General features: G+C 70.7%; 11 protein-coding genes. 6 read left to right on the top strand and 5 right to left on the bottom strand.

Features of this window, described 5'->3' with window-relative positions:
• The first annotated feature begins 129 nt into the window (after window positions 1-129).
• Entirely contained in the window at window positions 130-822 is a 693-nt protein-coding gene (locus E9998_RS22855; RefSeq protein ID WP_136532015.1) for an ankyrin repeat domain-containing protein, read from the top strand.
• 6 nt (window positions 823-828) lie between these two features.
• On the opposite strand, the gene E9998_RS22850 is transcribed toward E9998_RS22855, so the two are convergent.
• Window positions 829-2,292, bottom strand: coding sequence for an ATP-binding protein (locus tag E9998_RS22850; protein WP_136532014.1), 1,464 nt, complete (start codon window positions 2,290-2,292; stop codon window positions 829-831).
• Between the two features lie 137 nt (window positions 2,293-2,429).
• Entirely contained in the window at window positions 2,430-3,392 is a 963-nt protein-coding gene (locus tag E9998_RS22845) for a GlxA family transcriptional regulator (RefSeq protein ID WP_136532013.1), read from the bottom strand.
• Between the two features lie 144 nt (window positions 3,393-3,536).
• Between E9998_RS22845 and E9998_RS22840 the strand changes: the two genes are divergently transcribed.
• Entirely contained in the window at window positions 3,537-4,118 is a 582-nt protein-coding gene (locus tag E9998_RS22840) for a DUF6010 family protein (protein ID WP_192907139.1), read from the top strand.
• Window positions 4,119-4,162: 44 nt separating this feature from the next.
• Here E9998_RS22840 and E9998_RS22835 read toward each other — a convergent pair whose 3' ends face one another.
• From E9998_RS22835 to E9998_RS22825, 3 genes are all read right to left on the bottom strand, one after another.
• Entirely contained in the window at window positions 4,163-5,086 is a 924-nt protein-coding gene (locus E9998_RS22835; protein ID WP_136532012.1) for a serine hydrolase, read from the bottom strand.
• Between the two features lie 81 nt (window positions 5,087-5,167).
• Window positions 5,168-7,672, bottom strand: coding sequence for a polynucleotide kinase-phosphatase (locus E9998_RS22830; RefSeq protein ID WP_136532126.1), 2,505 nt, complete (start codon window positions 7,670-7,672; stop codon window positions 5,168-5,170).
• 91 nt (window positions 7,673-7,763) lie between these two features.
• Window positions 7,764-9,164 carry a 3' terminal RNA ribose 2'-O-methyltransferase Hen1 gene (locus tag E9998_RS22825; RefSeq protein ID WP_136532011.1) on the bottom strand — a complete coding sequence of 467 codons (1,401 nt, stop codon included), beginning with the start codon at window positions 9,162-9,164 and terminating at the stop codon, window positions 7,764-7,766.
• A 236-nt stretch (window positions 9,165-9,400) separates the two neighbouring features.
• On the opposite strand from E9998_RS22825, the gene E9998_RS22820 reads away from it, so the two are divergent.
• The 4 genes from E9998_RS22820 to E9998_RS22805 all read left to right on the top strand — a co-directional run bounded on the left by E9998_RS22820 (window position 9,401) and on the right by E9998_RS22805 (window position 13,686).
• Complete coding sequence (locus tag E9998_RS22820) at window positions 9,401-10,906, top strand: pectinesterase family protein (RefSeq protein ID WP_158299950.1); 1,506 nt, start codon at window positions 9,401-9,403, stop codon at window positions 10,904-10,906.
• 159 nt (window positions 10,907-11,065) lie between these two features.
• Complete coding sequence (locus tag E9998_RS22815) at window positions 11,066-11,572, top strand: SigE family RNA polymerase sigma factor (RefSeq protein ID WP_136532009.1); 507 nt, start codon at window positions 11,066-11,068, stop codon at window positions 11,570-11,572.
• An 11-nt stretch (window positions 11,573-11,583) separates the two neighbouring features.
• A complete protein-coding gene (locus E9998_RS22810) occupies window positions 11,584-12,918 on the top strand; it encodes a hypothetical protein (protein ID WP_136532008.1) in 1,335 nt (444 codons plus the stop codon).
• 174 nt (window positions 12,919-13,092) lie between these two features.
• Entirely contained in the window at window positions 13,093-13,686 is a 594-nt protein-coding gene (locus E9998_RS22805) for a GNAT family N-acetyltransferase (protein WP_136532007.1), read from the top strand.
• The last annotated feature ends 157 nt before the right edge of the window (window positions 13,687-13,843 follow it).

Genomic DNA, 13,843 nt, shown 5'->3' with positions numbered 1-13,843 from the left:
CCCTCAACCGATCGATTGACACCAGCCGTCGACCGCCCGACGCGGCGGTGTCAGCCGCGGGTGCGATGCGCCGAGCCCCCCGCACAGACGAGACTTGCACCCGAACAGCACCGACCTGGAGGAGGACCGATGTTCCGATCGCGCAAACGGCTGGGGTACGTGACGCTCCTCGGAGCGGTCGCGCTCCTCGCCACCGCCTGCGCCCGCTTCGCCGACCGGCCCGCCGGAACCGACGGCGACCTGCTCGCCGCCGCGACCGCAGGGGACACGAGCGCCGTCCAAGCGGCGCTCGCGGCCGACGCCGAACTGGAGGCTCGCGACGGCCAGGGCCGCACCGCGCTCATGCTCGCCGTCAACGGAAACCACCTCGAAGTCGCGCAAGCCCTGGTCGAAGCCGGAGCCGACCCGGACGCCCGCGACGACCGCGGCGACACCCCGTGGCTGGAGACCGGCGTGACCGGCTCGCCCGAACTGATGCGCGCCGTCCTCGCCGCCGGGCCCGACCTCGCCACCCGAAACCGCTTCGGCGGCAGCCCCCTGCACCCGGCCGCCGAGCGCGGCCACGCGGACTTCGTCGCCGCGATCCTGGAGGAGACCGCGATCGACGTCGACCGGGTCAACCGCCTCGGCTGGACCGCCCTCCACGAGGCCGTGATCCTCGGCGACGGCGGCGAGGACCACCAGCGGATCGTCCGCCTCCTCCTCGACCACGGCGCCGACGCCGCGGTCCCCGACTCCGGCGGGCGTACCGCCCTCGACCACGCCCGCGACAACGGCGACACCGCGATCGCGGCGATCCTCGAACAGTTCCAACAGCCCTAACCGGCGTCATCGGCCGTAGAGCCGGGGGAGGTCCACCAGGACCGCCCCGCCCTCCCGTTCGGCCGCTTCGAGATCCGGGGTGAACCCGTTGAGCGAGAAGACGCCCAGGAGCGCGCCGTCGGTGCGGTAGCCGAGGTCGCCGAGCGCTGACCTGATGGTCTTGAGCCGATCGAGCGCGGCGGTGCCCTGGCGCTGGCCGGTCGCCTTCGCCTCGCCGATGAACGTCACCGCGCGCCCCTGGAGGCCGAGGACGTCGACCTCGTACTTCGCGCGGCCGTTCTGGTCCGTGACGTTCGCGGTGCCGACCTCGCCGAAGCCCTCCTCGCGGCCGAGCTCCGCGGAGGCGAAGCGGCGCAGCCACTCCCGTGCCAGCTCCTCGAAGTGCGGGCCGAGGATCTGGGACCGGAACGTGTCGCGCATGGCGCGCCAGACCTGCTCGGCCTGCCCGAGTTCGAGCTGCCCGAGGCGCGGCGCGGTGACGAGCCGGTCGAAGCGGATGATCGGGTCGCACACCCCGATCGAGCTGCGCCCGCGCACGAGGTCGACGCGCCGGGAGACGTACCCGGTCGACTCCAGGGTGCGCAGCAGCGGGCGCACCGCGTCCTTGCTCCGGCCGGTCTCGGCGCCGATCTTCGCGAGCGTGGTTGAGCCGCGGGCGATGGCGCCCAGGACGTCGTAGTACGCCGACCGGTCCGAGATCCGCGGGTCCTCGCGCAGCAGGTAGTCGACCTCGGCGGTCGTGAACGTGCCCAGGCCCGTGCTCAGCAGCGTGTCGGGCACCCACTCCTCGAACCCGGCCGGGCTCTGCGGCGTCCGGTCGATGAGCCGCCGATACCCCGGGTAGCCGCCGACGCACGCGTGGATCTTGAACGCGGTCTCGGGGTCGGCGACGCCCCACAGCTCGGCGGTCTGCCGGTAGTCCAGCGGCCCCAGTTTGAGGTCGACCATCGCGCGCCCGCGCAACGGCTGCGTGCCCGACAGGAGCTCGCGCATGACGCTCAGCGACGACCCGCACAGGATGACGCGCCCGCCCGGGCCCTCGCCGCGCTGCGACCGGTCGTAGAGCAACTGGAGCAGGCCCGGCAGCTGCGGGGCCTTTGCCATCGCGTACGGGAACTCGTCCACGACCAGCAGCGGCGGCCGACCCGCCGGGGCGGTCCGCGCCGCCACGTCCAGGGCGCTCACCAGCAGCGACTCCCAGTCGGCGGTCGAGGCCCCGGCGATGCCGCCGTGCGCGGCGATCCCGGCCGCGAAGCGCGCCCGCGCCGACAGGTCGCCCTCCTCCTGGACGCACACGTGGTAGAGCCCGCCCACGGCGCCCGCAGCCGCCGTGAGCAGGTGCGTCTTGCCCGCACGGCGGCGGCCCGAGACGATCCCGATCTTGAGCGAGGCGTCCTCCCCGGCCCGCAGGAACCGCTCCAGCACCGCCCACTCGCGGTCACGGCCGATGATCGAACCCGGCTTCTCCATGCGCCCTCCCGCAGACTCGTGTAGTCCAGACTACACGAAAATCGTGTAGTTCGAACTACACGATTTTCAGCACGTCGCGACCCCTTGGATCCGCCCTGCCGCACCTTCGACGCTGGGCCATTGACGACGTACCCGCATCAAGTCGCGGCCGAGACCGTCCTGTACTGCGACGGCGCCAGACCGTACTGCCGCGCGAAGGCCTGCCGCAACGCCTCCGGCGACGCGAAACCGCACCGGGACGCCACCCGCGCCACCGGCAGGTCCGTCGTCGACAGCAACTGCGCGGCGGCCGTCAAACGCGCCTCCCGCACATAACGCCCCGGCGTCTGGCGCAGATCCGCCCGGAACAGGCGCGTCAGATGCCGCGGGCTCACCCTCGCGAAGCGCGCCAGCGCCTCCGTCGAGAGGTCCCCGTCCAAACCCTCGGCGATGTGGTCGGCGACCTTGCGCACCAGGCCGTGATCCGCCGCCGGAGCGGCCGTGAACATGCTCATCTGGGCCTGATTCCCAGGCCGGTGCAGGTACGTGACCATGGCCCGCGAGACCCACCGGGCCATGTCCGGACCGAAGTCGGCCTCGATGAACGACAGCGACAGGTCCAGCGCGCTCGTGACGCCCGCGGCGGTGTACACGTTCCCGTCCTGCACCCAGATCGGCCGCGAATCGACCTCCACCTGCGGATACTCCCGCGCCATCTGATCGGCGAAGTGCCAGTGCGTGGTCGCGCGCCGCCCGTCGAGCAGCCCCGCCGCCGCCAAAACGCTTGCACCCGTGCACAGCGAGGCGACCCGCTCGCTCTCACGGGCCAGACGCCGCACATGCCCCACCAGGCGCTCGTCGCCCGCGGCCGACCGGTGTCCGAGCCCGCCCGAGACCACCAGCGTCCCGATCGGGCCCTTGACGCGCTCAAGCGTCGCCTGCGCGTTGAGCACGAGGCCGCTGGAGCAGGTGATCGCCCGCCCGCCCGGCGTCGCCAAAGTCAGGTCGTAGCTCGCGGCGGGGTCGATCTGCCGCACGGAGTCGAGCGTGGTCGTCACGCAGGCGATGTCGAGCAGTTCGGCGTCGTCGTAGCCGACGACGAGCACGCGATGCGGTTCCATCCCCACAGCATAGGTCCGAAAGACGAGGAAGCCAAGATTTCGGACCTCCCCGGTCCGTCCGCTTGACCCCCGCACGCCCCGGCGGGATCGTTGAAGACGTCAGATACCCCCTACAGGTATCACCGGAACGCAAGGAGCCCAGCCATGACCGCCACCGCCCCTCAACCCGCCCGCACTGCCGGACCGCTCCGCACGGCCGCCCACCGCTGGCCCGCCCTCCTCGGCGCCGTCTTCGCCGCCTTCGTCGCCTGGGACCTCGGCACCGGCGGCGACCTCGCCCCCGTCCTCACCGCCTCCGGCCTCATCTACCTCGGCGCCGCCGCGATCCGCCGCCCGAACGCCGCCTGGCCGCTCTTCGCGATCACCTTCGTGATCATCGGCGCCGCCGGCTTCACGCCCTGGGAGAACCTCGCCACCTGGGTCCTCATCGGACTCGCCGCCGCGCTGGCGGTCTACGGCCTCGCCACCGGCGCCGTGCGCCCGCCCGAGGGCCTGCCGCTCCAGTCGCTCGGCATGGCCGTCTTCGGCGCCGCCGCCGTCGCCGCGGTTCTTGTCGGCGGCGACCTCGCCGCCTACCTCGTGGCCGTCGGCCTCCTCGGCCACGCCGCCTGGGACGTCCACCACCACCGCACCGGCCGCGTCGTGGCCCGCTCCCTCGCCGAGTTCTGCGTCGTCCTCGACACCGTCGTCGCCGTCGTCATCGTGATCGCCACCCTCAACGGCTGAAAGCGAGACGGGGTGACCCGTTTCCGGGCCACCCCGTGTCTCGTCTAGGCGCCGTCCATGATGTCGAGGATCTGCCGTCCGAGCGCCGCGTGTGCTTTGACGACGGGGTGGGTGGCGCCGTAGTTGCCCTGATCGCTGGAGAGCTGGGCCATCAGCGCGTAGACCACGACCGGCACGCCCGAAGCGTTGTAGATGACACCGGACTCGTTCCGGTTCGCGTCGTCGGCGCCGTACTTGACGGCAACCCGGGCGCGTTCCGCAGAGGACATGTCGTGGCGGAACCCGTCGTGGTAGCCCGAGAGCCCGCGCAGCACGTTGGTGAGGAACCGGGTGCTGGAGGCGGAGAGGAACTTGCCGTTCACCAGACCGCGGAACATGTCGTTGGTCTCCTTGGCCGTCGTGTCGCCCAGCCACATCCGGCTCGGATTGTCCGGGTTGGGAATCACCCGGGTGTTCACGAAGCCCTTGGCGGCGAGGGTCTCGTTGATCTCCGCCGGCGGGCATACCAGCCCGCACAGCCGCACCGAGGTGTTGTCGGAGACCAGGAGCATGGCCACCAGGATGTTCGCTACGGTGAGTTCGTCGCCGTACTTCGTCTGGTGGAAGTAGAAGCCCGAGCCGGTGAGGATGATGTCCGAGGTGAGCGTGACCCTGTCCTCGAGCGAGAGTTCGCCGCGGTCGACCTTGTCGAGCACGGCGATCGCGATGCCGAGCTTGTTCATGCTGGCGGCGGGCTTGACGGTCTTCGAGCTGCGGTCGACCGCGGTGACGGCGGTAGCGCCGTCGAACAGCGTGATCTTGGCCTGCCAAGTCCCTCCGGCCTTGGCGATCTCAGTGTCGAAGGCCGCCTTGACCAGAGCCGCCTTGTCCTGAATGGTCGCGGCCTGGGCGGGCGAGGCGGTGCCGACGACGGCGGCGCTCGCGACGGCCAGGCCGGCTCCGATCTTGACTACATCGCGTCGTTGCATGTCAGCCTTTCATGGGTCCCAAAGGGAATCGAGGATAGTCGATTCAGTGACGCCTGAGGCGTCGGCATCGGTTGCCTTGGTTCAGAGCCTCGGGTCCACCGGTTCCGATTCGAGGGCGAGGATCGCGAAGACGAGCTGGTGAACGCGCCACAGGGGCGCGCGCTCGGCCACGAGATCGAGGGCCTCGATGCCGAGGGCATACTCGCGCAGGGCCTGCGACCGCTTGTGGGTCAGGCGCCGCTGCCGGAGCCGGTCGAGGTGCTGCGGGTCGGTGTAGTCGGCGCCGTAGATGATCCGCAGGTATTCGCGGCCGCGGACCTTGAGGCCCGGCTGGAGGCGCGGGCGGCCGTCGAGGACCGGTTTGACGACCATGCCCTCCCCGCCCGCGGCGCACAGCTCGGTCCACCAGTCGGCCGCGGCGGCCTCCTCGTCGGTGCCGAGGGTGACGAATCGGCGGCGGGTGCCCATGAGCGTCCCGGTCGAGTCGGCCTCCACGAGGGCGTCGAGGAGTTCCAGGTGGCGGTCGTGCCGGTGGTCGGCCCGGTTGGCGCCCTCGGTCGCGAGGACCTGGAACGGCGCCAGTCGCACGCCGTCGAGACCCGAAGTGGGCCAGCAGTACCGCTGGTACGCCTCGGCGAACCGCTCGATGTTGGACAGTCGGGTTCCGGTGCGGGCGGCGAGGTCGGCGACGTCGAGGCCGCGCGCGGCGGCCGCGTCGAGCGCCGAGACGGCCGCGGGGAGCGCCGCCAAACCGGCGGCGGCCACCGAGGCGAACTGGTCCTCGATGAGCCCCTGGGCCTTCGCCGACCACGGCAGCAGCTCGCAGTCGAGCAGCATCCAGTCGGTCTCCAGGCGCTCCCACAGCCCCGACGCCGTCGCCGCCGAGGCCACACGGGTCAGGAGCGCGTCGGTGAGCGCGTCGTCGGCGAAGAACGCCCGGCCGGTCCGGGTGAGCACCGCGCCTGCGGGGCCGGTGTCGAGCCCGAAGCGCCCGCGGGCCGTCTCGGGGTCGCGGCAGACGAGCGCGACCGCCCTGGAGCCCATGTGCTTCTCCTGGCACACCACGCGCTCGGCCTTGCCGCGGTACTGCGCGAAGGCCTGCGCCGGGTGCTCCAGAAAACCCTCCACATCAGAGGCGTCGACGGGGGCCATCGTGGGCGGCAGGTACAGGACCCGCCGCGGGTCCTCCGCGAAGCGGCTCATGACCTCCAGCGCCGCCGCCGCGTTCTCGGCGCGCACCTTCACCGTGCCGACGAGCGCGGTCTCCAGGTAGCGGTCGCCGGAGACGTCCTCGAAGTCGAGCGTGGTCGCGTCCCGCTCGATCGACGCCGGCCGCAGCGGCCGCACCGGCTCGTACCACTCCTGTTCGGCCGCAACGGAGACGAGTTCGCGCTCGGGGTACCGCAGCGCGGTGAGCCGCCCGCCGAAGCAGCAGCCGGTGTCCAGGCAGATCGTGTTGTTGACCCACTCGGGGTCCACGACAGGCGTGTGCCCGTAGACCACAGTGGCCTCGCCGCGGTAGTCCTCGGCCCACGGCAGCCGCACCGGCAGGCCGAACTCGTCGGTCTCGCCGGTGGTGTCGCCCCATAGCGCGAACGCCCGCACCTTCCCCGAGGCCCTGCCGTGGTACTCCTCCTTGAGGCCCGCGTGCGCGACGACGAGCCTGCCGCCGTCGAGCAGGTAGTGGCTCACCAGGCCGTCCATGAAGGACCTCGCCTCGGCACGGAACGCCTCGTCCTCCTTGTCCAACTGCTCCAGCGACTCCGCGAGGCCGTGCGTGACGCCGACCTTCCTGCCGGAGAGGTGCTTGACGAGCTTGTGCTCGTGGTTGCCGCACACGCTGAGCGCGTTCCCGGCCCGGACCATGCCCATGACCAGGCGGAGCACGCCGGGCGTGTCGGGGCCGCGGTCGACCAGGTCGCCCACGAACACGGCCTTGCGGCCCTCGGGGTGGGCGGCGCCGACCGCGCGCCCCTCGCCGTCGCGCTCGATCGCCCAGCCCAGCTCGGTCAGGAGCGATTCGAGCTCGGCGCGGCAGCCGTGCACGTCGCCGATGAGGTCGAACGGCCCGGTCTCCTCGGTGCGGTCCTGCCAGGACTTCTCCAGGACGATCCGGGCGGCCGCGACCTCCTCGGCGCCCTTGAGCACGTGGACCCGCCGGAAGCCCTCCTTCTTGAGCCCCTTGAGACTCCGCTTGAGGTCGCGGTGGTGGCGGCGGACGACGGCCTCGCCGAAGTCCCGGTCGGGCCTGGCGCGGTTGCGCTCGGCGGCGATCGAGGGCTCGACGTCGAGCACGATCGCGTCGACCAGGACGTGCCGCTCCTTCGCGGTCTTGATCAGTTCGGCCCGCGCCTTCGGCTGCACGTTGGTCGCGTCCACGACGGTGAGCAGCCCGCGCCGCAGGCGCACCCCGACGATGTGGTGGAGCAGTGCGAAGGCCTCGGAGGTGGCGGTCTGGTCCGACTCGTCGTCGCTGACCAGGCCCCGGCAGTAGTCGGAGGCGATCACCTGCGTCGGCTTGAAGTGCCGCGCGGCGAACGTGGACTTGCCCGATCCGCTCACGCCGACGAGCACGACCAGCGACATCGCCGGAACGGCCACGTCGATCGGCTCCCGGCCTTCAGCTGCAGGGATCGCAGGGGGCGCAGTGCCTTCGGGCACGGCGTTCGTCGTCGGGTCAGTCACGGTCGAACACTCCCATCTGGGTCGGGGCTCCGGTCTCGGGGTCGTCCACGCCGATCCCCTCGATCCGCACGCGGTAGCCGTACCGTTCGGCGGCGGCGCCGGCCCAGGCCGCGAACTGGGCCCGGTCCCACTCGAAGCGGTGGTCGTCGTGGCGGAACTCGTGCCCGCCCAGGCCGTACCGCGTGTTGTGCTCCACATTGGGCGTCGTCACCACGACGGTGCGCGGCCGGGCCTCCCCGAAGACGACGCGCTCCATGGCCGCGATCCTGCCGGGGTCGAGGTGCTCGATCACCTCCATGAGGACCGCCGCGTCGTGCCCGGCGAACCGCTTGTCGCGGTAGACCACCGAACCCTGCGCCAGCGTGAGGCGCTGCGAGCGACGCTCGGGCATCCGGTCGAGGTGCAGCGCGCGTTCGGCCATGTCGAGCGCCCGCGACGAGACGTCGACGCCCGTGACCTTCGTGAACTGCTGCTCCTTCAGCAGCTCGGCGAGGAGCTTGCCCGAACCGCAGCCGAGGTCGAGCACCGAGGCCGCCCCCGAATCTCGCAGCGCCGCGAGGACGGCGCCGATCCTGATGCGGTGCAGCGGCATCGACCGCTCCGCCGCCTCTTCCGAAGCCGCGGGGGCCTCTTCCTCGACGGGGGTCTCCAGCGCCGCCTCGGCGCCCTCGGCCTCGGCGAGCCGCGTCAGGGCCGCCCGCTCGTAGGCCGAGCGGTGGGCGAGGTACCGCCTGGTGATCAGCCCGCGCCTGGGGTGCGCGGCGAGCCAGTCGCCGCCGGAGCGCACGAGCTTGTCGACCTCGCCGATGTCGACCCAGTAGTGCTTGGCGTCGTCGAGGACCGGCAGCAGGACGTACAGCTGGCTCAGCGCCTCGGCGAGACGCATCGTCCCGCGCAGCCGCACCTTGACGTGCTTGGAGTCGGCGTCGAAGCCGGGCAGCGGCACAGCCTCGGCCTCCACCTCCCATCCCAAGGGCGCGAACAGCTCCCGCACGAGTTCGGGCCCGCCTTTGCACGGCACCGAGGGCACCGCGATCTCCAGCGGGATCGCGGCGGCGGCCAGCTCGGGCCGTTCCTCGCTGACGCCGGTGCGGGCCGTGGAGTAGACCTTCCCGAGCGCGACCGCCAGCAGCGACGAGCCCGCGTAGGGCCGGTCGTTGACGTACTGCTTGAGCGAGGCGTCGCCCGAACCGCGCCCGTGGGCGCGCGCCAGGCGCACGGGGTCGACCTCCAGGAGCAGGGCCGCCGTGCAGCGCTCTTCCGTGGCCTCGGGATAGAAGACCCAGGCGGCGCCGAAGGACTGCTCGAAGCGCTGCACGCGGTCGGGATGCTTGCGCAGCAGGCGGCCCAGGTCGGTCGCGGGCCGCGCGGTGGTCGTAATCGTCAGGAGCACCAGGTGATTATGCCGTCCGGTCCGCGAGGCCGCGAGCCGAATAGCCGCCGGTCGGGAACCCGGGCGCGCCCACCGGGTGGCTTTTCCCTTCGGCCGAATTCGCACCGCCGCTCCCGGGGGATTGGCCCGCGGCTCCGACTGCGCTACATTGTTATCGATAACTGTAAATGCCTGGATTGCTGAGGAGATTTCTCCCGGCATGCTCAGCGACCGGGCGCTTCCCTCACGGAGTCGATATGACATCGAGTACTTCAGGGCGCCCACGATACGGACGCCGCCTCGCGGCGGTCCTGTCCCTCCTGATCGGTGCGGTCCTCGCCGCGACCGTGTCCCTGGTCGCCACCTCCAGCGCGCAGGCCGTCGAGACCGGCGTCTGGTTCAAGATCGAGTCGCGCCATTCCGGGCTCGTGCTCGGCATCCGCGCCGCCTCGACCGCCAGCGGCGCCGAACTCGTCCAATGGGACAGCAACGGCTCCCAGGACCAGCAGTTCCGCTTCGTCGACGTCGGCAGCGGCTACTACAAGATCCAGGTCCGCCACTCCGGCATGGTCCTCGACGTCGCGTCCGGCAGCACCGCCGACGGCGCGAAGGTCCAGCAGTGGGGCGACTCGAACAGCGCCAACCAGCAGTGGAGCATCGCCGAGTCCGGCGGATACGCGACCTTCGTCAACCGGGCCTCGGGCAAGGCGCTCGACGTGTGGGAGTGGTCGACCACCAAGGGCGGCAGGATCTCCCAGTACACGCCCACCGGCGGCACCAACCAGCAGTTCCGCCTGATCGAGGCCGAACCCGACATCGAGGCCGACTACGTGGTCGCCGCGGACGGCTCGGGCACCCACACCACCGTCCAGGCGGCCGTGAACGCGGCCCCCTCCGGTTCGACCATCCTCATCAAGGCCGGCACCTACAAGGGCGCGGTCACCGTGCCCTCCTCCAAGACCGGCCTGACGTTCATCGGCGGTACCGGCAACGCGGCCGACGTCGTGATCCATGAGAACCGCTGCGCGGGTTGCAGCAACGGCTCGGGCGGGACCTGGGGGACCAGCGGCAGCGCGAGCGTCCTGCTCCAGGGCGCGAACTTCACCGCCAGGGACCTGACGTTCGCGAACACCTACGACGAGGCGGCGAACGGCAACAGCCAGGCCGTGGCCGTCAAGGTCCAGGGCGACCGGATGGTCTTCGACAACGTGCGCTTCCTCGGCAACCAGGACACGCTCCTGACCGACTCCGGCAGCGCCACCACCGTGTCGCGGCAGTACTACCACGACTGCTACGTCGAAGGGGACGTCGACTTCATCTTCGGCCGCGGCACCGCCGTGTTCGACGGATGCGAGATCAAGGCGCTCAACCGCGGCTCCTCCAGCAACAACGGCTACATCACCGCCGCGAGCACCGAGATCACCAACCCGTACGGCCTGCTGTTCTACCAGTGCGAACTGACCAGCAACGCCCCCAACAACTCCGTGTACCTCGGCCGCCCCTGGCCCGCCGGCGGCTCCACCACCGCCCGCGGCCAGGTGCTCTACCGCGAGACCTACATCGGCGCGCACATCCGCACCGCCGAGCCGTGGTCGGACATGTCCGGCCTGGCCTGGGAGGACGCGCGCCTGCGCGAGTACCAGAACACCGGCCCCGGCGCCACGGTGAACGCCAACCGCCCGCAGATGTCCTCTTCGGAGGCGGCGAACTACGAGCCGCTCGACTACCTGCGCGGCAACGACAACTGGAACCCGATCCTCTGACCTCCGCATAACCGACCGCACGGCAGCCGCCGGGGCTCCTGCCCCGGCGGCTTTCGCGTGCCCGCACTCGTCCCGACCCGCCGCGATGCAACCTCGAAGTGAACCCGATCCGTACAAACCACGACGGAGAAGAGTCGTAGCAGCGACGAAAGGCAGCCCATGACCCCCGAATCCGAGAGCGAGTTCCGCGCGCATGTGGAGGCGAGCCGCGACGCCCTGCTCCGCACGGCCTACCTCACATGCGGGGACTGGCATCTCGCAGAGGACGCCGTCCAGACCTCGCTGATCAAGCTCTACGGCGCCTGGAGCCGCATCCGCCCCGAGACCGCCGAGGCCTACACCAGGCGCATCCTCGCGAACTCCCTTGTGGACCAGACCCGCCGCGGCTGGTTCCGGCGCGAACGCTCCTACGCCGCACCGCCGGAACTACCCGAAGAGGGCGCCTGGGCCGACGACCCCTCGGGCGCCGTCGCGATCCTCTCCGGGCTCCCGCTGAAGCAGCGGGCGACGCTGGTCCTGCGCTTCTGGGAGGACCGGTCGGTCGAGGAGACCGCCCGGATCCTGCGGTGCAGCGCCGGCACCGTCAAGAGCAACACCGCTCGCGCCCTTCAGACTCTGCGCGAGCGCACGTCGACCACCGATCTCGCGACCCAACGAAGCCAGTGAGGAACCAACCGATGAACGAAGACGAAGTGCGGGACCTGCTCGACACCGCCGGAGCCGTCCCTGTGGACGCCGACCGCATCGACCCCGACCACATCATCCGCGCCGGCCGCCGCGGCGTCGTCCGCAAGCGCATCGGCGTCGCCACCACCGGCACGGCCGCCGCCGTTCTCGCCGTCGTAGCGGCCGTGGGCATCCCGATGGCGATCGGCGGCGGCGCCACCGCCGCGGCCGGTGCCCCCGAGGCCCTCCCCACGGCCCCAGTCGATCCGGACTTCCTCTCCCAATGGGCCCGCGCCGACGGCGCCGGCTGCCCGCTCCCCGAGACCGAGGAGACCGACCGCGCCGCCGCCTACACCGAAGCGCTGTTCGCAGGGCTCGCCGAGATCGGCCTGAAGCCGAACGGCAGTTGCGGCGAGGACACGCCGTTCGACGGCTTCTACTACACCGACCTCGACCGCGACGCCTTCTACCTCCTTGAGACCTACGCGTTCGAGGACGCCGACCCCTCCGCGCCCGAATGGGCCAACATGGAGGCGAACATCTGGAACGCCGAGGGACTCGACCTCACCGAAGGCGACGGCGGCGAGGCCTGCGGTTCCTACCCGGGCATGACCTGCAACTGGATCGAGACCGCGGCGGGCCCGATGCTGGTCGGCGAAGGCACCGGCCTCGACCCCACCGATCTCGCGGGCTCGCCCGAAGACTCGGCAGACGTCCCCATGATCTCCGTGATGCTCCTGCGCGGCGACATCGTGATCGACCTCGACCTCAAGTTCCACGTCGAACCGGGCCGCTCCCTCCCGACGACCGAGCAGCTCGCGGCCATCGCCGAATCCATTCCGGTGAACCAGCAGGCGGCCCCGTCCGCGACCCCCACCGAGGCCGACCTGATCGACGACCTGGCCGCCGCGATCCTCGAAGGGCTCCCCGGCGCCGACGTCGACCTCTCCACGGGCGAAGTGGTCCGCCTCGGCCCGGACATCACGGAGTACGGAGGACCGGTCTACGGCACCGGGCACACCCACATGGCCTTCCTGCTGGCCGAACTCGAATCCGGCGAGACCGTCCGCTTCTTCCTCCAGGCCGAGCCGATCGACGCCACCGACGAACCGGACCAGGCCGCCGATACCTACGCCCAATGCGCCGACGCCGAATGCGACATCACCGCCTCCAGCGCCGGCCACGACTCGATCCACCGCACCATCGACGGCGATCTCCCCAGCCTCACCGCCCTCGACTACGGCACCGCCTGGATGATCGGCATCGGCGTCGAACCCTTCAACGGCGACGACACCCCACCCGTCGACTTCACCACCCTCGACACCATCCTCGCCGCCCTCCGCTGACCCAGGTGCGAAGAAGGGCGCCCGAGCGACACCCGCTCGGGCGCCAATGTCGGCCTCTTCTCGAACTCGGCTATGACCTCATAACGCGCGTGCTCGTCCTGGCCCCGAAACACGCCTGACAGCCGTTGCACCGGCCCATATGCTGAACGTCGGTCGACCAGAAGGACGTACTCCATGCCTTTCTCTGCGATGGACAACGGCGCCCCCGACGGCCTCGCGACGGGCGATTTCATCATCCGGCCGATCAGGGCCGCCGACGCCGAGCTCGACTACGCCGCAGTCATGGAGAGCCGTGACTTCCTGCGCGGATGGGAGCAGACGGGTTGGCCCGAAGAGGACTTCACCGTCGAGGCCAACCGCGAGGACCTGGAGAAGATGGAGCGATGGCACGCCAACGGCGACGGCTTCTCCTACACGGTGATGAACCTGGTCGAAACGGAGTGTCTCGGCTGTGTCTACCTCAGGTCGACGAACGCGCGCACGTATGCGGGCGCCCGCATCAGCCCGATCGGTGACTTTCGCTGGGAGGACTACGAAGCGACGGTCTCCTTCTGGGTTCGCAGGTCGCGACTCGAAACTGCGACCGACCGCGCCCTGCTCGACGCGCTTCGGACATGGCTGGCGAAGGACTGGAGCCTCCAGGGCCATCTCTTCACCACAAGCGAACTGTTCGTCCAACAGGCCGACATGATCGGGCGCACCGATCTCCAACTGCGCTTCACGGTCGAGAAGCCGAACAAGCCAGGCCGATATCTCGCCTACGAGTAGTCGAACCGCTCCAGGGCCGAGGAGGCAGGAGCCGCCTCAACCGCTCCCACTCCGCAACAGTCGAATCACTCACTGCCACACGAGAAGTAGCTGATCACTCCAACACCAGCCATGCCCTAAGAACCCGTAACTATTTCGTCTCTGGTGCGTTGTTCTG

The organism is Glycomyces paridis (assembly GCF_004912155.1).
In the GTDB taxonomy this organism is placed as follows: Bacteria; Actinomycetota; Actinomycetes; order Mycobacteriales; family Micromonosporaceae; genus Glycomyces; species Glycomyces paridis.
This window is presented reverse-complemented; position numbering and strand designations above follow the sequence as displayed.